Origin of the sequence: Dissulfurispira sp., assembly GCF_036745535.1 — a bacterium.
GTDB lineage: Bacteria > Nitrospirota > Thermodesulfovibrionia > Thermodesulfovibrionales > Dissulfurispiraceae > Dissulfurispira.
In genome coordinates, this window is sequence record NZ_DAIOFX010000003.1 from 32104 (window position 1) to 50889 (window position 18786).

Sequence of the window (18786 nt, forward strand, 5' to 3'; positions counted from 1 at the left end):
CCCTGAACTGCATATATAACAGGATAGTTACCAATACAGGTTATGTAAGCACTTCTGCTAACTTCAGGAAAATATTTAATAATATAATCATTTCTTGATGGCTCATATGTACTTTCATGTTGGTTTACTTTGATTTCCACGCCCATAGTCTCTCCCATTTTTTTTGTAATGTCTCAATTTCTATATCTGATAACATGAAGGGATACAGAGAACAGGATGTCTGTTCGATATGTCCGACAAGATTTATTGCTTTGTCAGCATTTTTGTCAAAAGCGAAAACATCGCTTTGGAAAAGGATGCAAAAGACTGCTAAAAACATTAAATATAATTTTTTCATAGGCCCTCCTTGCATTACGCATAAAATTTAATAGACCAGTTTATTCTGTTAAATTTTAAATTCCACAATTTCCGACACCTCATTCATAGACGAACTGTTAGTCTATCCAATGTTAGTCTATAAACCTCTCCTACCAGACCTTTCTAAGACTTTTGAGGGACTTCAAATAGTCTTCGTATTCTATGTTTGCTTCAACCCCATACTCTCTAAATATATCCATCATCTTTGAGATAGAAACGCCTGCTATTCTTGCTGCTTTTTCTATGGATGCTTCTGATTTCTTGTATTTTTCCATGGCAAGCATTACCCTGCCGAGATCCACAAGTTCTCTGACTGCCTTGGAAACATCTTCATTTTCTTCTTTTGCAAGATAAGAGATGAAATTATAATCTTTATCGTCCATCCTTATGCTTAATGTTTTTGTTGCCATTATGAGCCTCCTTTCAGATGCCTTTCCGCATCTATGATTATTGATTCGCTATATCTTCCAGTAGATTTGAGTTTCTGCAATTTAGCAAGCGCTTCATCTATATCGATAAGTTTCTTTTCGTAAGCCCTTATTAAAAGGGCTATAGCAGTAATAAACTCAATTTTTAACATTTTGCATGCCCTTATCGCATTTCTGTCATCTGTTGCAATAAAGTGTATATTCTCTTGAATAGCAAGACTTATTGCTTCGGCCTCACCTTTGTCTATATTAAAATCCGACATAAGCTTATCTGGCTGCTTCTTATTTTTAACCTTTAATATGCTTATTTTTTTATTCTCAAGCAGTTTCCGTATAAGGGGAGAGTCCTCATATTCTGCCCTGCCTACCTCTAAAGCAACGCTCTCCGGCATTAAAACCTTCCCCTGAAAGCTCGATATGAACAATTCCAACATATCTATTTTTGCAAGAAGAATTAATGTCGATGCATCAAAAATCACCATATCTTAATTGTAAACATTTGTATGACATATGTCAACTATTCACTACTTGTGACTATCTCTCCTTCGTATGAAACAAGATGGGCAATGACAGGCAATCCTGATGTTATACTTTCTGCATATTTTCGGGCAGCAGAACAGACCTTTGAAAAAATTGCTGATTGCTGAACGCTGAACGCTGATTGGATAAAATCAAAAACCTCACGGGCGGTATTGAATTGTAAACCTTGAGGAACATTAATTCCGAGTGTGTTTAAGAACCATACTGCCTTTTTCGTATCGAGCGCTCCATACCTCACATGAGTTTGGGGTGTTGTCATAGCAATTTTGAGCATCTTTGCCCACTGGGCACATAGATGTATTTTTCTAAACCCATGTCTTTTTGCCTCAAGGAGTGAAAACTCAAGATAATCTCCCATCATCACATAACATTCCTCGGGAAGTTTGTATCTTTTTATGTGCGACAATTCGGAGGCCCTTCCTGCCGAGAGAACAATCTCATCATGTCCCATTGCCCTTGCTACATCCATTGATGATGTGATTGTTGCTGTCCATGCCTCCGAGGATATGGGTCTTACAATGCCTGTTGTTCCGAGAATAGAAATGCCTCCGATTATTCCAAGACGTGCATTTAATGTTTTTTTGGCAAGGTTTTCTCCGTCGACAACCGAAATGGTTATTTCAATCGCCGATGTCGGGGACAGTCCCGATTCGGAGCCTGCCCCGTCAAATACGGGGGCTGCGCCCGTAAATCTGGGACAGTCCCCTACTTGCGGATTGCAGATAGCTGATTGCTGAAGTGCTTCCATTACCGCCTCTTTTATCATCTTTCTCGGCACCGGATTTATTGCTGCCTCGCCGACAGGCACAGGAAGTCCCGGCTTTGTTGCTATGCCGACACCAGTGCCGCCTTTGATAATCATCGCCGATGTCGGGGACAGTCCCGATTCGGAGCCTGCCCCGTCAAATACGGGGGCTGCGCCCGTAAATCTGGGACAGTCCCCTACTTGCTTGTGCTGCTTTGTCAGTCTCACCTCCGCTATTATCTCGGCACCATTTGTTATATCAGGGTCGTCGCCTGCATCTTTGATCACCGATGCAAAGGCTGTTTTATCTTGAATCTTGAATTTTGAATTTTGAATCCTGAATTTATGCCTGCTACCGTCAGGAAATAGTATCTCGACACTGCTTATTGTTTTCTGTCCGCCCAACAACATGAGCGCTGCTGCCTTTGCTGCTGCAGCAGCGCATGCGCCTGTCGTATATCCAGAGCGAAGCCTTTTTTCAATGCTCAATACCCCGTCTCGCTTTTACGCCTTTTTTGTAGTAATGCTTGATTTCCTTCATTTCTGTTACAAGGTCTGCCATTTCTATAATTTTCTCATCGGCATATCTACCTGTAAGAACAATCTCCGTGTTCGGAGGCCTGGAATTTAACAGATCCACAATGTCTTCGACATTCAGGAGTTTGTGGTGTATTGCAACATTTATCTCATCCAGCACCACCATGTCATAGGTTTTAGATGAAATTATGTTTTTCACCTCTTCAAATCCTTTTTGGGCTGCTTCGATCTCTGATTTCGCAGGCCTTTTTCCCTTTAGAAATCCTGTTCCGTACTGTTTGATGGTAATCAGGTCTTTAAACCTATCCAGTGCCTTGTGCTCGCTGCATCGCCTTTTCTTAATAAATTGGGCAATGAATACCTTGAGTCCTGCGCCTGCTGCCCTCAATGCGAGACCAAGGGCTGCCGTAGTTTTACCCTTGCTGTTGCCGGTGTAAACCTGTATATACCCTTTACGCATACAACCTCGCTATCTCCCTTCTTGCCCCGCCGATGGTGAGAGGGATTCTCTCAAATGGCATATTATCCTCATGCTTTAGCTTGTAAATCAGCTCTGCAATCTGTGGTAGCCTGAGTTTGACATTTGACATATCCTCCGGCGCTGTGAAGACATCCTCGGGAATGCCTCCCCTCGCAACACGACCCCTGCTTAAAATATAAAGCCTGTCGAGGAATAATGGGACAAGGTCAACGCTGTGTGTAGCCATGACAATGGTTACTCCATTCCCCTTGTTCAGCTTTGTGAGGAGATTCATCATTTTATACTCTCCCATCGGGTCTAATCCAGCAGTGGGTTCATCAAGGAGCAGTATCTCATGCCCCATAGCAAGAAGGCCTGCAATGCATACCCTTTTCTTCTGCCCGAAGCTGAGATTGTGAATGGATTTTTTTGCATATCCATCCATCTCCACATATTTAAGGGCATTATTAACTCGACTGACAACCTCATTTTCTGAAAAGCCCATATTTATCGGCCCGAATGCCACATCTTCGAATACTGTTGCAGCAAAAAGCTGGTCGTCAGGGTTTTGAAAGACAAGACCAACCTTTCTATATATCTCTTTTGGAGATAGTTTTTTAATATTAGCTCCATCAAGGAGAATATTTCCCTCAAAGTCCTTAAGCAGTCCGTCCATTATCTTTAATAATGTTGTTTTCCCCGAACCGTTTGAACCCAGTATGCCGATGAATTCACCCCTTTTTATCTCAAGGCTTATGTCAGACAGGGCTGTTGTCCCGTCAGGATATTTAAATGAATTAATATTTACAGATAGTCTTATCTGACTGCTGACTGCTGACTGCTGACTGCTTTTTATATCTTCCATACAATCCCCATTGCTGTTATAGCCAGTGCCGAGACGACAACCTCTGACAATTTAAATGGCTTGTGTTTCAGTATAGGCATATTGCCGTCATAGCCCCTTTGAATCATTGACACTGTGATATTGTGGCTGTGCTCAAATGCCTTGAGCATCAGGGATCCGGCGAGGGTGCCGAATGAGCCGAGTCCACGCCTTATGTTTGAGTAACCGAGGCGGTTTTTCTGTGCATTATAAATGACCATTGCATCCTCAAAGAGAACAAAAATATATCTATATGCAAACATCAATACCTCTATAAAACCTTTTGGAACCTTCAGCCATGAAAGTCCTGCAATAAATTCCGTAAACGGCGTAGAAAATCCCATTACAGCAACAATGGAGACCGCGCCCAAAATTCTGATTGCAATCATCAACCCATCCATAAGTCCGTCTTTATACCCTGAAATACTTATATTTAGAATGTTGATTGTAAAAAGCACATCCTTTCCTGAAAAAAATAATTTCAGGAGGATTATTATTGATGCAATGAAGACCGGCTCTGAAAATCTTAATAAAAAGACCTTCAACGGTATTCTCATCCACATGCAGAGAAAGAGGCATATTGATGTTACGAACAATGGAAGGGCAAAGCCCTTATAGCTCAAGACCATTACAAGAATGGCAAGGCTGACAAGTATCTTTACCCTTGCATCGATCTTTGAAAGGATATGTTCTTTTTTGAAATATTCAGAAAATAGTTCCATGCCTCTATTTGTTTCCTGTAACCTGTATTCTTGCTTCTGACTTCCGGCTTCTGCCCTCTGTCAGTGACCTCCAATAATATCCTGCTGCAAATCCTCCTACTGCACCTGCGAGGAGAAAGACAAAGAGCAGCAGGTCTCCCTGGTCTGTGTTTATCAATGGTTCTTTTGCCTCCCTGCCATGCTCCTTTGCGAATTTCTCTATTACGGATTCGTCAACGCCGGACCATTTGTCAGAGGCAAAAACAACAGTGAATAGTGAACAGTGAATAGCGAACAGTAAGAAAACAATCAAGAAAATTTGAAATTTGAAATTTGAAATCTGAAATCTCATGCTGTCACCTCCTCGGGCTTAAGGACACGCATCTTTACAAGAAGATCTGGACGCTTTTTATAAAGCAGTACAACCATTCCTGCTGTCATTGCACCCTCAAGGATTCCGAGGGGCAACTGTGTAGGTATGAATGCAATGAGTATTTTCCAGAAAAGCGGCATGAATGGAGAGTCTCCCTTTATGCCTGATGCAAGCTCAACCGATGTGGTGAAGTATGTTGCCCAGTCTGCAAACAATCCTGCCATGAATCCCGAGACTGCCATGTTTATTTTCAGTGAGCGCAATGCCCTGAAGGTCAAGAATCCTGCAAAGGAGCCCATCACGCCCATTGATACTATATTTGCGCCCCATGTGCTTAGACCTCCATGAGCAAGGAATAATGCCTGAATAAGCAATGCCACTGCCGCAATCAGTATGCTGATTGCGGGGCCGACAAGTATACCCGATATTCCTGTGCCGCATGGGTGGGAGCATGTGCCTGCGGTCGGCACGGGTATTGGCATGCATGAGATGATGAAGACAACTGCTGCCATTAGTCCAACAAAGGGTTTGAATGACAGGTCAATTGAAGATTGCTTTTTTAGTTTATACAATCCCCATGCTACAAAGGGTGCTGCAACGACTGACCAGAACAATGCCCAGTTAAATGGCAATATGCCCTCTGAAATATGCATGGCGTGGGCATCAGAAACAGTAAACAGTAAACAGTGAATAGTGAATAGTGATAAAAAAATTTGAAATTTGAAATTTGAAATTTGAAATTTCATAGTCTCTCCTTTGATACTTTTAATAATGCATTTATAATTGCTACTGCCACTGGCGTGCCACCCTTTCTGCTTAAATTTGTTATAAACGGAAATTTCTGTGCTGCAAGCAGTGCCTTTGATTCCAATGCCTTGACAAAGCCAACAGGGACACCGACGACGAGAATGGGTGAATGGGTGAATGGGTGAATAGGTGAATTGAGCATTTCGATAACTTTCAATAATGCGGTCGGCGCATTGCCTATAGCGATGATGCCTATATTGTTGTTTGCCTGCAATGCCTTTTTAATGGCTATTTCAGAACGGGTCTTGCCCGTGTCCTTTGAGAGCCTGACAACATCTTCATCATTGATATTGCAGATAACCTTTCCGCCGTATGGCTCAAGCCATCTTTTGATAATTCCAGTTTTTACCATTTCAACATCAGTAAGGATGTTCTTGCCTGCTTTTATAGCATCTATTCCTGTCCTTATGGCATCTGGATGAAACATCAGCGTGTTTTTGAATTCAAAGTCCGCAGTGGCATGTATTACCCTTTTTATAATGGGCAATTGCTCTGGCGGCATATCGCTTAAATCGGCCTCCTCAGAGATTATCTCAAAGCTCCTCTTTTCAATATCATGCGGTTTTAACCCATTTGCTGTATGTATTCTTTCCATCACCACATGCACCAATTTTTCGTGGATGCCGAGTGGCTCTGTGTAAATGAATTCCCTGTCAGGATACATATCTTTTGCCTCTTTTATTATCTCCGGTATATCCTTTGTGACATGTATGCCGCTGCTTAAAAAATAGGGATGGATGATTATCCTTTTGGCCCCGCTAAGAACACACTCCTTGATTGCGTCCGCAATCCCGGGCTCTGCAAACTGAAGGTATGCGACCTTTACACAGTTGTTGTTGCAGTTTGGATGAATTGCACTGTGCAGAAGCCTGCCTGTGAGTTCGATGTTGTTGGCGTCTTTTTTAGGACTTCCGTGTCCTATAAGTATTATGTTCTCCATCATCACTCCTTTATAAAATTTATAAAAGTCTTTGCAATATTGCTATTGCTTCCAAAATGCAGATGCACATAGCTCGCAAGGGTATTTTTAATCCTGTATCCTTCGTTTTGAAGATCTTGGCCAGTATTATCAAACAGTGAATAACAGGTAGTTAGGGCTGAAGGCTTTATCTCCGAATAATGGAATTCATGTCCTCTCAGTTTGTCTCCTTTTTTGCCGTGTATGCAGTCATCGTTTAATATGACCTCTCTGTAGCCTAAATGAGATCGTCCATTTTTCATCTGTGTCTCGAAAGGAAATACACCGGCCATTCTAAAGAAATTCCCTTCAAAATCATGGATTCCCTGAGACAGATACATTAAGCCTCCGCATTCGGCATACATTGGCTTTCCTGAGTCAGCCCAGTTATAAATGGCCTCAAGCATTGATTGGTTTTTTGATAGCTCCCTGGCATAAAGCTCTGGATAGCCGCCGCCGATGTATATGGCATCGGCTTGAGGGATAGCTTGATCATAAAGAGGGCTGAATTTTATTATCTCCGCTCCGGCGTCTTTTAATAAATCAAGATTGTCTTCATAATAAAAGCAGAAGGCCTTGTCGTAAGCAACAGCGATTCTTGGAGCCGATGTCGGGGACAGTCCCGATTCGGAGCCTGCCCCGTCAAATACGGGGGCTGCGCCCGTAAATCTGGGACAGTCCCCTCCCTGCTTTAAGGACATTGAGTCATGAATGGTTACCTTTGGAAGGTAATCATTCATGGCAAGAATCGCTTCTATATGCACATGCTTTAAAACCGCATCCGCAAGCCTTTCAATGTTCTCTCCGGCAATAGGATTTTCTTCTGCAACGGCTAATCCGAGATGTCTGTGCGGAATCTCGAAGTTCAAATCCCTCGGCAGGTATCCTAAAACCTCAACACCACGAACACTATTTTTAAGCCTTTTGAAATGCCTTTCCGATGCCACCCGATTAAAGATTATGCCTTTAATTAAATTTGGATTTTTGTGTTCCATAAAGCCTTTCACAACTGCCCCTGCGCTTTCTGCCATGCCGTACGCATCGACAACCAGGATAACGGGCAGATTAAGCGCATCTGCCAATCTTGCTGTGCTGAAGTCTCCGTCATACAGGCCCATGACGCCTTCTACAATCGATATGTCAACATCTGTTGAGTGTTTATGAAAGCAGGCTTTCACGTACTCCTCGCCGCACATCCACAAATCAAGATTTCTTGAGGGTCTGCCTGTAATAATTTTGTGAAGTCCTGTATCGATAAAATCAGGGCCTGCCTTGAATGACTGAACAGCCATCCCCTTTTTCTTTAAGGCTGCAAGCACGCCTAAAGTAATCGTTGTCTTCCCGCAGCCGCTGTGTGTGCCTGTTATTACTACCCCCGGCATATATACGCAAGCTCCTTAAGCAGTTTCATGTTGTCTTTGTTTGATTTTACTGCAATTCTCATATATGAGCTATCGAGTCCCATGAAATTGGAACAATCCCTTATCATCACTCCTCTATTTCTAAGGGATGAAATTATCTTTTGGGCATTCTCATGCTTAATTAAATAAAAATTGACAGTTGATGGAAAATAAGTGATGTCCAGCAATTTGAAGCCGTCTTCCAGTACCTTCTTCTCATTACGTATGACCTTGAATGTCTGGGTTTTATATCCTGCATCATTTAGCGCAGCAATTCCTGCTGTCTGTGCAATGGTATTTACGGTCCATGGCTCTTTATGCTTTTTAACAGTGTCAAGAATGTTCTGTGGAAATATGCCATAACCTATTCTTATGCCAGAAAGGGCATAGAATTTCGTCATTGACCTCAGCACAATAAGGTAGGGATTATTTTGAACCTCTTTAATCACAGACTCTTCAGGCACAAAATCTATGAATGCCTCATCAACTACGAGATAGCATTTAAGGCCTCTGGCAGCCTCTGCGATCTTCAGCACATCCTCTTTTTTCATCAGTCTGCCTGTAGGGTTGTTCGGGTTGCAAAGGAATGCCATATCCACTGATGTGGTGAGGGATGATTTGTATGTTGCCGATGAATCATTTCCCGACATTGCAGCAATGAACTTCTCAGGATTTATTTCGAATGCATCTTTCTCCCAAAGGACAAAATACGAAATTTTTCCCTTAATGTCCTTTTCGGGATGTATGCTCTTGAATGCCCGCTCATATTCCGAAAATGTCGGCATGGGTATAAGAACCTTTTCAGGTTTTAATGCCCTTACAGTGAGGTATATGAGCTCTGTACTGCCGCTTCCGCACAGGATGTATTGAGGGTCTATTCCCAGATGTTTTGCAATTGCCTGTGTGAGATGTTTTGCATCGGGGTCAGGATAATGGCACAGGTATTTGATATTGTCTTTGATTTTTTTTATTGCACTTTCAGGCACACCGAGGGGATTTATGGATGCGCTGAAATCAATGACTTCATCCATCCTGATATTCCTTTCTTCAATGAACCTGTAGATATTCCCGCCGTGTGGCTCTAAATTTTTCTCCTGCCCGTTCATCCTGTAATCCTTATATATAGAATAATTACGGCAATGCCTGTTCCAATCAGCGATGACACCTTGATTATATCCATTGCCTTTTCAGAGGCAATCAAGTAGTTTCCTGTTTTTTCCATCCCGATGTAAGGCTTCTGTATCTCGATGCCGTTGTATGTCGAGGGTCCTCCTAATTTTACACCCAATGCGCCTGCAATGGCAGCCTCAGGGATGCCTGCATTCGGGCTTAAGTGCTTTCTCCCATCATTAATCATAGTTTTCAGTGAACAGTGAACAGTGAACAGTGAACGGGAAACAAAGAAAGATACAATAACAATCAATATCCCGCTAATTCGTGCAGGTATATAATTGGCAATGTCATCGAGGCGTGCTGCTGCCCAGCCGAAGTTTTTGTACTTATCATTCTTATACCCGACCATAGAATCAAGCGTGTTTATTGCCTTGTATGCCATTGCAAGGGGAAGCCCGCCTATTGCGAGATAAAACAATGGAGCGATAATGCCGTCTGAAAGATTTTCCGATAATGTCTCTATTGTTGCCTTTAATATCCCCTTCTCGGAAAGGTTTCCGGTGTCGCGTCCGACAATCATTCCCAGATTGCTTTTTGCCGACTCTATATCTTTATTTTTTACCGATTCGATTACAATTCTTGCGGAATTGATTAATTCTCTGACAGCAATTGTGGTGGACGTAAGATAAATGAGCACAATTAAGCCTAAGGCATTTATGGAGTAATGGAGTGATGGAGTATTGGACACGATTATTTTTTGAATAAAAAATGCAATTCCAAACACAGGAACAACAATCATGATAACAAGAAGAACGCCTCCGGATTTTTCTTGCAAAGGTGTTTTTAGATACCTTCTCAAAATTACCTCTGTTTTGGCAATAGCGCTTCCTATAATCCTTACCGGATGGGGCAGCCATCCGGGATCGCCAATGGCGAGATCCAGCAGGAATGCCAGAAGGAGTATTAATGGATGAATGATAAATGGCGAGGTAAAGTCCATCATATTTTGACAAGCCTCTTTATGAAATCCATATCTATGTTTTCCTTTACAACATATGCGAGGTTATCGATTGCCATATCTTTGATCTCGGAATATCTTACAGTCAAATCGAGAGGCGGGAGATTCTTATTCTTTCTTACATTGTTTATTATCCCCCTTCTGAATGGGTCATTTTCAAAAATCCCATGCAGATAAGTCCCCCAGCAGTTGTTGTTTTTAGAGCCATCAAAAACCGGTGAATGGGTGCATGGGTGAATGGGTGAATGGGTTGAGAGTCTTCTTATCTTAAATAATCCTATATCACCCTTACTTGTGCCCATATGAATCTCGTAGCTTTTTAATTTCCTATTATCTGAATTCTGAACTCCTAACTCTGAACCCCTGACTATTTCAACCTCTGTCTGGTATGTTACCTTTGTTTTCTCAAATACCGTCTCTATATTCAGAAGACCTATGCCTTCAATCTCTTTGTGACTGCTCTCTACGCCATATGGGTCATATATTTTTTTGCCGAGCATCTGGTATCCGCCGCACATGCCGATAATCTGAACTCCCTTTGCATAAGCCCTCATGATGCTTTCATTGAGATGTCTTTCCTTCAAGAATAGCAAGTCTTTCACGGTATTTTTTGTCCCGGGTATGATAACAATGTCAGCATTTTCTATGTCAGCCGGATTATCGGAATATACAAGCTCAACATCGGGCTCGTATAAAAACGGGTCAAAGTCTGTGAAGTTGGATATGTATTGCAGTTTGACGATTACTATCTTTATTCTTTCATGATTTGAAATTTGAAATTTGAAATTTGAAATTTTCTGAAGGGCCAGTCCATCCTCCTCGGGCAGCCCTATATCTTTTATATATGGCAATACCCCTATTACTGGTTTCCCTGTTCTGTCCTTTATCATTTCGAGTCCAGGACTGAGTATTCCAATATCCCCGCGAAATTTGTTAATAATAAATGCCTTGATATATCTGCTATCCCTTCCGAGGAGCTTGATGGTTCCATAGAGAGATGCAAAGACTCCCCCTTTATCTATATCACCCACTAAAATTACAGGCGCCTTTGCATGTTTGGACATGGACATGTTTACAATATCCACATCCATGAGGTTTATCTCTGCAGGGCTTCCCGCGCCTTCCATGATTATGAACTCATATTTCTGAGAAAGTCTTTCAAAGGATTCCTTTACAGCCTCCCATGCGGTTTTTTTAAAGGCATAATACTCCTTTGCCTTCATTGTGGAATGTACTTTTCCCTGAATAATTACCTGAGAGCCCATATCCCCTGATGCCTTGAGCAATACCGGATTCATATCAATTGTGGGTTCTATCCTTGCTGCCTCTGCCTGCAATGCCTGCGCCCTTCCTATTTCTCCGCCATCAATGGTTATATATGAATTCAGCGCCATGTTCTGCGCCTTGAAAGGAGCTGTATTGATGCCCATATCTCTGAAAATCCTGCAGAGTGCAGCTACAATCAGGCTTTTGCCTGCTCCAGAGCCTGTTCCCTGTATCATCAAAGTTTTAGCCAATTGGGCCTCCATTTAAGAGCTTTACAATAGGGTACTTTTCCCAGAACTCGATGATATTCACAGCAGCATTATCCTGCTCTATCCTGAATATATTCTCAAGTGGAATCCCCATTATATGGCAGAGGATTATTCTGTTAACGCCACCGTGAGCGACTATAGCGATATTTATTGCCCCCTGAGAGTTGTGATCATTCAGAATTTTGTTCAAAGCGATTATGACCCTGTCTCTGACCTCAAGTGTGCTCTCTCCTCCCATGGGACTGTATTTAAGTGGATTGCTTACCCATGCCTCGAATTCCTCCGGATACTTATCTTTTATTTCATTGAATGACATTCCCTCCCATATGCCGAAACTCCTTTCTCTCAAGTCAGGTATTTCAATGGGTTTTAAACCATGAGGTTTAGCAACTATCTCTGCACTCTTTAATGCCCTGATAAGGGGAGAGCAGTAAACGGCTTTCAAGCCATTATAGGTCTTATAGGACTTATATGACCTATTTAAATACTTGGCAACTTGCTCCATCTGCCTTATGCCCTTTTTTGACAAAGGCACATCAATGCTCCCTTTGTATCGTTTTACTTCACTGCCTTCGGTCTCGCCGTGCCTGACTAAATAAAGTGTCGTAACCATACTGTTATCACCATTAAAAACAATATTTCCGAGATCTCGCTCAGCGCGCCTAAATTATCACCAGTGAGGCCGTTGAATTTTTTATTGCAGAACTTCACTGTCATGAAGCTGAACATATACAAAAGTGCAAATAGCATAATAACCAGTGTTACACTGCCTGTCCCGTAAACCTTTAAGAGGTGCAGTTCCGCTATCAGTATGTACAGCACAATGACCAGCAGTGATGAAAATACGACAGTATTTATTTTTACATTATTCAGGAATATTCTGCCGAGGCCATCCTGCCGTGCTGATGTGCCGTGATGCATGGCTATAACCATTATCCACTTTGAAAACACAGGCATGAGAAACAGCATGGAATAAACTGTAAATATGGATGAATTTGTAAAGAGGCTGCTTATGAAGAGGAACTTGAGCAGGATTACAGAAACTATGGCGACAACTCCTATGGCCCCTGTTGTGCTGTCTTTCATCACAGCAAGCCTTTTCTCAATGTCCGTTTCTCTATCTCCTGTTGATTTCACAGACAGTGCATCAAAAGTGTCTGCAAGTCCGTCAAGGTGAAAGCCCCCGTTGCTTATTATTAGCATTGAAATAATCAGCCCTACTGCAATTTCTGGAGAAAATATCTTTAAAAACAGCATGGCAGATAAAACCCCCAGCAGTCCCTGAAATGCACCTGCTAAAGGGAAAAAGGCTGCTGATTGCGCTATCTCTTTTTCGGAGACACCACCATTCACCCTTACAGGTACTATCGTAAGAAACTGGAATGCAAGGAGTAATTGCTTCATTTAATTCTGTATCTCGCTTGAAACCCCGGCCTCGCCAAAGGTTGCCATTTCTTTATATATCTTTAATCCTGCCTCTATCATAAGCATTGCCAATGCTGCGCCTGTGCCTTCACCGAGCCTCAAATCAAGGTCAAGGACAGGCCTTAACCCCATTTTATCGAGCATTGCCTTGTGCCCAATTTCAACGGAGTTATGGGCTGCAAACATATAATCTTTTACCCTTGGCTCGATGCAATATGCGATTAATGCGCCTGCTGTGGAGATGAACCCGTCAATGACAACCGGAATCCTGTTTGATGCTGCACCGAGGACCAATCCCGCGATGCCTCCAATCTCTGCACCGCCCACTTTTGCGAGGACGTCTATTGCGTCTTCAGGATTTGGCTTATTCAAGTTTATGCCATCTTCTATTACCGTAATCTTTCTTTTTAATGACTCGTCAGTTATTCCCGTACCTTTGCCTGTAACCTCCGAGACAGGCTTTCCTGTAAGCACAGATGCAATAGCGCTTGACGGCGTTGTATTCCCTATCCCCATCTCTCCTGTGCCGAATATCTTATAGCCCTTTTTTGCATATCCATTTGCAAGCTCGATTCCTACATCTATGCATCTTATTGCCTCATCCCTTGTCATTGCAGGGCCTTTTGTGAAGTTTTTGGTTCCTTTTATTACCTTCATGTTTACCAGGCCTTTAATCTCTCCAAAATCGTGGTCAACGCCTATATCCACAACAACAACCTCTGCTCCTGCATGCCTTGCAAGGACATTGATGCCTGCACCTCCTCTCAGGAAATTAAATACCATCTGCGGCGTAACCTCTTTAGGATAGGCTGATACGCCATCTTCTGTAACTCCGTGGTCCCCTGCGAAAGTGAAGATGACCTTTTTATCCAGAACCGGATTTTTGTTTTCGGTAATGGCGACAAATCTCCGTGCAAACTCCTCAAGCCTTCCGAGGCTTCCGAGGGGCTTTGTGAGATTGTCGAGGTGCTTTTGAGCCAAGCCATACCATTCTTCATTTACTGACTTGATATTTTTTAGTGTTGCATTGAGTGAATCCATCTGTCTTCTCCTACTTTATTTTTAAAGGTATTCCTGCGGTCACAAGATATACTTCGTCTGCTAAGGCTGCCATCTTTTGGTTTAAATAGCCTGATAAATCTCTGAATCTCCTTGATAATGCGTTGTCAGGGACGATTCCAAGACCGACCTCGTTCGAAACAGTGAATAGTGAACAGTGAATAGTGGATAAGGAAGAAATAAAAGACTCTGTTTCTGCTTCAACATCCTTATTATTAAGCATCAGATTTGAAAGCCATAGTGTCAGGCAGTCAAGAAGGATTATATCATAGCTTTTATGAATGTCAGATATCAGTGTCGAGATATTCAGCGGCTCTTCGAAGGTTGTCCACTCACCTGGCCGTTCTTTTTTGTGTTTCTTAATCCGTTCCTTCATCTCATCATCCATGGCCTGTGCAGTAGCAATATATGCCTTGCGCATGGAGGAGATTGCATCTCCTCCATGAACCCCCTCTTTAGAAGAGATATAATTATTGGCAAGCTGCAGGGCAAACCTGCTTTTTCCGCTTCTCGCACCGCCTATGATGAATGTTATCAACTCAGCACCCCTAAAAATAAAAAATCCTCATGGCAAAATGCCATGAGGATTGCACCCTGTTTCACTTCATCCTCTCCTTCATCCACGTGAAGGCTTTAAATCCTATTCCCTAATTTCTGTCGTCAGGCAGGTCTTCTGGCTCCCGGGTAGTTTCTATAGTTTGGCCTACTCGCCAGCCTTCCCATCCTGTTTGCATCTGTATATGAGCGGACAGTGGCTCATTGGCTTTCGTCCCCGGTTACAGCGGCGGGACCGCTCCCGAATTGCACGGGATTCCCTATTAAGCACTTCGGCACCTGAGGAGCATATTGTATCTAAACCATCAGCACAAAAGTCAAGGGGGGACTGGGGAGGGAAATATCCCTGCATTTGACGAAGACAAGGGATTGGAGGGATTTAACGGGCTAACACCAATTGACTCTCGATATCAATCCACGGATGATTTCCAGCCGCTGCTTTAACGGATACTCAAAATATATGGAACTCTCCATGAGTATGGATACAATTTCTTTGATTTTCTGCCTTTCCATGGCCAACTCCTTCGAATCCTTTCTTGCTTTAGTTATCGGGTAAAAAATAAAGTGCTTTAGTTCAGAAAATACTTCCATTTGGTGGAGGCGGCGGGAATCGAACCCGCGTCCGAAAGTACTACTCTCAAGCCTCTACATGCTTATCCAGCCTATTTATTTTCGGATACCAGATTGCCGGCAGGCAGGCCTGCTGATATCCTATCCCTTAAGCTTTCGCTGGATTTAAAGGAGTCATCCAGCGGCAGCCTGCTGATCGACGCTGTCCCTGAAGCACAGGCAACCTCAGAGGAGCGTGCTGCTATTGGTTAAGCAGCGAGTGCCAGTTCGTTGTTGGCGTTTGTGTTTTTCCATCTTTTTAGGTGGTGATGGAGCCACCGCATGCCACTTGAGCCTCATAACCCCCGTCGAGCCCTATCGCCCCCGGTTGAACAGCTTAAACCATTTAAACGGCTTGAACTGTTATTTATATAATAACATATTTAGCGATTTTTCATCGCCTTTTCTATCGCCCTTTTTGCTTCCCGCTCTTTTATCGTCTCCCGTTTTTCATATTGCTTCTTGCCTTTTGCAAGACCTATCTCAACCTTTGCATAAGGGCCTTTGAAATATATCTTAAGCGGGATCAATGTGTAACCCTTCTGCTGCATCTTGCCTCTTAATCTCTCTATCTCTTTCCTGTGAAGCAGGAGCTTCCTTGTTCTCAGGGGGTCGTGGTTCAAGATGTTGCCGTGAGAATAAGGGCTTATGTGGCAATTGAGCAGAATGACCTTTGCATCTTTAATCAGGACATAGCTGTCTTTAAGGTTGGCCTTGCCTTCTCTCAGGGACTTGACCTCTGTGCCTAAAAGCTGGATGCCTGCCTCGATTGTCTCTTCAATGCTGTAGTCATGATATGCCTTTCTGTTCTGGCATACTATTTTTATGTCCGGCTTCATAGTTATATGATAGCAGTATTATGATTGGACTTTAAAGCCGTGTTTCATTATAATTCAGTGGAGCTATAAAAGAGCGGAGGTTTTTATGAAGAGGCTTTTGGTTTATGCAATTATAGTATTTGTTTTTGTTGCTTCATGCGGTAAGGGCGAGGTCAAAAAGGTATCCGAGGATTCAAAGATGGCAACAGAGGCATTCTCCCTTGCTGAAAAGATAAGGGAAGCATATGCAAAAAAAGACCTATCGACCATTGAAAAGAACTCAACGAGGGAAGGGTTCAGGACGATCAGCAGTGCCTTTAAACCCTTTGATTCTGTTGACCTGACATTCAGTCCGGTGTGGGTTGAAATAGAAGACAATGTGGTGCATCTCAATATCTCATGGAAAGGCACATGGCAGAAGGGCGGGAAGACCACGGAAGAGAGAGGCATGGCGGTGTTTGTTCTAAAGGGCAAGCCTCTCAAGGTGGACAACATACTCAGGGCAAATCCCTTCGGGTATCCGGCAGATTAGTTTAGTGCTGTATTCCACGTGCCTCGCCTCGTAGGCATTTTTAGTGCCTGTTTTAACATTTTCATAAATTCGGCGCGGGGGACTTCCTTTGCGCCGAGGCTCATCAGATGCTCTGTTGTTACCTGACAGTCAATCAATCCGAAACCCCAGTTTATCGATTTCTGGACGAGGTAAACAAAGGCGACCTTAGAGGCATTGGACTTTTTGCTGAACATGGATTCTCCGAAAAAAGCTCCTCCCAGCGATACCCCATAGAGACCTCCGGCCAATTCGCCCTCGTACCAACTCTCAACAGAATGGGCAAATCCTGAATTATGGAGATTTATATAGGCGTCTATCATTTCTTCTGTAATCCATGTTCCGCTATGCCTTTTCTTATGCACGTCCGCGCAACTCCTTATAACATCTTCAAAGGCATTGTCCATCGTTATTTTAAAAGTGTTTTTATTGATAACCTGTCTTAGACTCCTTGATAATTTGAGTTCTTCAGGTATCATTACGAGGCGGGGGTCTGGAGACCACCATAATATCGGAGAGTCTTCAGAATACCAGGGGAAAATTCCCATGGAGTAGGCAAGCAAAAGGCGCTCTTCGCTGAGGTCGCCTCCTACTGCCAAAAGACCATCTGGTTCTGAGAATTCAGGCGAAGGAAAAATAAGTTTTTCTGACAATTGAAAGACAGGCATAAAAGATTGTTTTTATTTGCAAGAACTGCAGGAACTTGAACTGCAGGAAGAACATCCGGAGGATGTCTGGTGTTCCACACCGCTCATGCCGAAAACAGAGAATTTCTTTTTGACATCTTCTGCTCTGCATACGGGACAGGTTGCTTTTGAGTTGCCGAAAACGAGCTTTTCGAATTCATGTCCGCATTTATCGCATTTATATTCAAAAATTGGCATAATCCATTATAACATATTATAACATAGTGCTTGAATTATTAAACAAAATCATTTATGGTAATAAAAACAATAATAATGCGGAGGAAATTTTTATGGGAGGGAATAAGGGCCAGAATCTTCAGGACAGCTTCCTAAACCAGTTGAGAAAGGAAAAGATCCCTGTAGTGGTTTATCTCACGAATGGCGTCAGATTAAAAGGCGTAATCAAGGGATTTGACAATTTCGTTGTCTTGCTTAAAGAGGCGAACGAACAGCTTATCTACAAACATGCCATATCTACAGTCGTTCCTGAAAAGAGCGTGGATATCAGGTTCGAAAATCCTGAAGAGTAGCAGGAGGTATTAATCGATGCTAAAGACCATGAGAAAACATGCGAAATTCTTTTATTTTCTGTTTTTCATTGTAATTCTCTCCTTTATATTCTGGGGAGTTGGCACTTTCGATAAGCCTACTGCTGTGAGCGTTGCCGAAATAGGCAAGGAGAAGATTACTGTTGAGGAGTACTGGAGGGCATACGAGAATGTAAGGCAGCAATTAAGGGATATTTATAAAGAAAAGTTTAATGAAGAGATGGAAAAGAGCCTGAAACTCAAAGAGACGGTACTTAACAGTCTCATAGATGAGAGGGTGCTTTTGATTTCGGCTGCAGAATTGGGAGTAAAGGTGACAGATAAGGAACTTCAGGATGCAATTGTGAATGACCCTCGATTTATGAGGGACGGCATTTTCCGGAAGGATGTATATTTCAGAACCCTTGATCTCAACAGGCTTACACCCGGGATGTTTGAGAACTCAATGAGACAACAGCTTACGATTATTAAGATGAGGAGGTTCATCGCATCTGCCATCGATATAAATCCGCTGGATTTGAAGGGCGTAGCGGGTGATGAGAAGAAGGTTAATGAGGCAAGGCAGGCAATACTTGCGGATGAAAGCAATGCAGCCATAAAGTCTTATGTGGACAGCGTAAAGCAGAGGATGAAGTTCAAGGTCAATATGGACCTCATATCTTAGCTATATCCCTTTTGGAA

General features: G+C 42.7%; 24 protein-coding genes, 1 other RNA gene and 1 riboswitch. Of the genes, 3 read left to right on the forward strand and 22 right to left on the reverse strand.

All coding sequences use genetic code 11. The annotated features are described in order from the left end of the window. Positions 1–467: 467 nt before the first annotated feature. From V7L97_RS01470 to smpB, 20 genes are all read right to left on the reverse strand, one after another. Entirely contained in the window at positions 468–767 is a 300-nt protein-coding gene (locus V7L97_RS01470; RefSeq protein WP_333652680.1) for a UPF0175 family protein, read from the reverse strand. Then, entirely contained in the window at positions 767–1267 is a 501-nt protein-coding gene (locus V7L97_RS01475) for a hypothetical protein (RefSeq protein ID WP_333652683.1), read from the reverse strand. The genes V7L97_RS01470 and V7L97_RS01475 overlap by 1 nt, the downstream gene beginning before the upstream one ends. A gap of 35 nt (positions 1268–1302) precedes the next feature. Then, positions 1303–2559, reverse strand: a complete 1257-nt coding sequence (cbiD, locus tag V7L97_RS01480) for a cobalt-precorrin-5B (C(1))-methyltransferase CbiD (protein ID WP_333652686.1) — start codon at positions 2557–2559, stop codon at positions 1303–1305. After that, positions 2549–3067 (reverse strand): cob(I)yrinic acid a,c-diamide adenosyltransferase, encoded by a 519-nt coding sequence (gene cobO, locus V7L97_RS01485; RefSeq protein WP_333652689.1) that lies wholly within the window; start codon positions 3065–3067, stop codon positions 2549–2551. The genes cbiD and cobO overlap by 11 nt, the downstream gene beginning before the upstream one ends. Next, complete coding sequence (locus tag V7L97_RS01490) at positions 3060–3887, reverse strand: energy-coupling factor ABC transporter ATP-binding protein (protein ID WP_442891720.1); 828 nt, start codon at positions 3885–3887, stop codon at positions 3060–3062. The genes cobO and V7L97_RS01490 overlap by 8 nt, the downstream gene beginning before the upstream one ends. Before the next feature lie 32 nt (positions 3888–3919). Continuing rightward, positions 3920–4672, reverse strand: a complete 753-nt coding sequence (cbiQ, locus tag V7L97_RS01495; RefSeq protein WP_333652694.1) for a cobalt ECF transporter T component CbiQ — start codon at positions 4670–4672, stop codon at positions 3920–3922. Positions 4673–4676: 4 nt separating this feature from the next. Beyond that, positions 4677–5003 carry a hypothetical protein gene (locus tag V7L97_RS01500; RefSeq protein ID WP_333652696.1) on the reverse strand — a complete coding sequence of 109 codons (327 nt, stop codon included), beginning with the start codon at positions 5001–5003 and terminating at the stop codon, positions 4677–4679. Further along, positions 5000–5677 (reverse strand): energy-coupling factor ABC transporter permease, encoded by a 678-nt coding sequence (locus V7L97_RS01505; RefSeq protein ID WP_333652698.1) that lies wholly within the window; start codon positions 5675–5677, stop codon positions 5000–5002. The genes V7L97_RS01500 and V7L97_RS01505 overlap by 4 nt, the downstream gene beginning before the upstream one ends. Before the next feature lie 89 nt (positions 5678–5766). After that, entirely contained in the window at positions 5767–6774 is a 1008-nt protein-coding gene (locus V7L97_RS01510) for a precorrin-8X methylmutase (protein WP_333652700.1), read from the reverse strand. Then, the gene (locus V7L97_RS01515) at positions 6774–8171 is read right to left on the reverse strand and encodes a cobyrinate a,c-diamide synthase (RefSeq protein ID WP_333652702.1); all 1398 of its coding nucleotides are present in this window, start codon (positions 8169–8171) and stop codon (positions 6774–6776) included. Before V7L97_RS01515 ends, V7L97_RS01510 begins: the two co-directional genes overlap by 1 nt. Further along, positions 8159–9295: a threonine-phosphate decarboxylase CobD gene (gene cobD / locus V7L97_RS01520; protein ID WP_333652705.1), complete on the reverse strand. Its 1137-nt coding sequence runs from the start codon at positions 9293–9295 to the stop codon at positions 8159–8161. Before cobD ends, V7L97_RS01515 begins: the two co-directional genes overlap by 13 nt. After that, on the reverse strand, positions 9292–10305 hold the full coding sequence (cbiB, locus tag V7L97_RS01525; protein WP_333652709.1) for an adenosylcobinamide-phosphate synthase CbiB: 1014 nt from the start codon (positions 10303–10305) through the stop codon (positions 9292–9294). Before cbiB ends, cobD begins: the two co-directional genes overlap by 4 nt. Then, positions 10302–11837: a cobyric acid synthase gene (locus V7L97_RS01530; protein ID WP_333652712.1), complete on the reverse strand. Its 1536-nt coding sequence runs from the start codon at positions 11835–11837 to the stop codon at positions 10302–10304. Before V7L97_RS01530 ends, cbiB begins: the two co-directional genes overlap by 4 nt. Beyond that, positions 11830–12468 carry an alpha-ribazole phosphatase gene (gene cobC / locus V7L97_RS01535; RefSeq protein ID WP_333652715.1) on the reverse strand — a complete coding sequence of 213 codons (639 nt, stop codon included), beginning with the start codon at positions 12466–12468 and terminating at the stop codon, positions 11830–11832. The genes V7L97_RS01530 and cobC overlap by 8 nt, the downstream gene beginning before the upstream one ends. Next, positions 12447–13259, reverse strand: a complete 813-nt coding sequence (locus V7L97_RS01540; RefSeq protein WP_333652718.1) for an adenosylcobinamide-GDP ribazoletransferase — start codon at positions 13257–13259, stop codon at positions 12447–12449. The genes cobC and V7L97_RS01540 overlap by 22 nt, the downstream gene beginning before the upstream one ends. After that, on the reverse strand, positions 13260–14321 hold the full coding sequence (gene cobT / locus V7L97_RS01545; protein ID WP_333652721.1) for a nicotinate-nucleotide--dimethylbenzimidazole phosphoribosyltransferase: 1062 nt from the start codon (positions 14319–14321) through the stop codon (positions 13260–13262). Between the two features lie 10 nt (positions 14322–14331). Beyond that, entirely contained in the window at positions 14332–14877 is a 546-nt protein-coding gene (cobU, locus tag V7L97_RS01550) for a bifunctional adenosylcobinamide kinase/adenosylcobinamide-phosphate guanylyltransferase (RefSeq protein WP_333652723.1), read from the reverse strand. A 108-nt stretch (positions 14878–14985) separates the two neighbouring features. Next, positions 14986–15192: riboswitch (cobalamin riboswitch) on the reverse strand. 89 nt (positions 15193–15281) lie between these two features. Beyond that, the gene (locus V7L97_RS01555; RefSeq protein WP_333652724.1) at positions 15282–15407 is read right to left on the reverse strand and encodes a hypothetical protein; all 126 of its coding nucleotides are present in this window, start codon (positions 15405–15407) and stop codon (positions 15282–15284) included. Positions 15408–15486: 79 nt separating this feature from the next. Next, positions 15487–15829: a transfer-messenger RNA gene (ssrA, locus tag V7L97_RS01560) on the reverse strand. Positions 15830–15886: 57 nt separating this feature from the next. After that, entirely contained in the window at positions 15887–16342 is a 456-nt protein-coding gene (gene smpB, locus V7L97_RS01565; RefSeq protein WP_333652726.1) for an SsrA-binding protein SmpB, read from the reverse strand. An 85-nt stretch (positions 16343–16427) separates the two neighbouring features. Between smpB and V7L97_RS01570 the strand changes: the two genes are divergently transcribed. Beyond that, a complete protein-coding gene (locus V7L97_RS01570; RefSeq protein ID WP_333652728.1) occupies positions 16428–16853 on the forward strand; it encodes a hypothetical protein in 426 nt (141 codons plus the stop codon). Here V7L97_RS01570 and aat read toward each other — a convergent pair. Beyond that, positions 16850–17539: a leucyl/phenylalanyl-tRNA--protein transferase gene (gene aat / locus V7L97_RS01575; RefSeq protein WP_442891719.1), complete on the reverse strand. Its 690-nt coding sequence runs from the start codon at positions 17537–17539 to the stop codon at positions 16850–16852. The two genes, V7L97_RS01570 and aat, sit on opposite strands and share 4 nt — an antisense overlap. 12 nt (positions 17540–17551) lie before the next feature. Further along, positions 17552–17755, reverse strand: a complete 204-nt coding sequence (locus V7L97_RS01580) for an FmdB family zinc ribbon protein (protein WP_333652734.1) — start codon at positions 17753–17755, stop codon at positions 17552–17554. 92 nt (positions 17756–17847) lie between these two features. On the opposite strand from V7L97_RS01580, the gene hfq reads away from it, so the two are divergent. Together hfq and V7L97_RS01590 are read left to right on the forward strand one after the other, a co-directional pair. After that, positions 17848–18087, forward strand: a complete 240-nt coding sequence (gene hfq / locus V7L97_RS01585) for an RNA chaperone Hfq (protein WP_333652736.1) — start codon at positions 17848–17850, stop codon at positions 18085–18087. Between the two features lie 16 nt (positions 18088–18103). Beyond that, complete coding sequence (locus V7L97_RS01590) at positions 18104–18769, forward strand: SurA N-terminal domain-containing protein (protein WP_333652739.1); 666 nt, start codon at positions 18104–18106, stop codon at positions 18767–18769. The last annotated feature ends 17 nt before the right edge of the window (positions 18770–18786 follow it).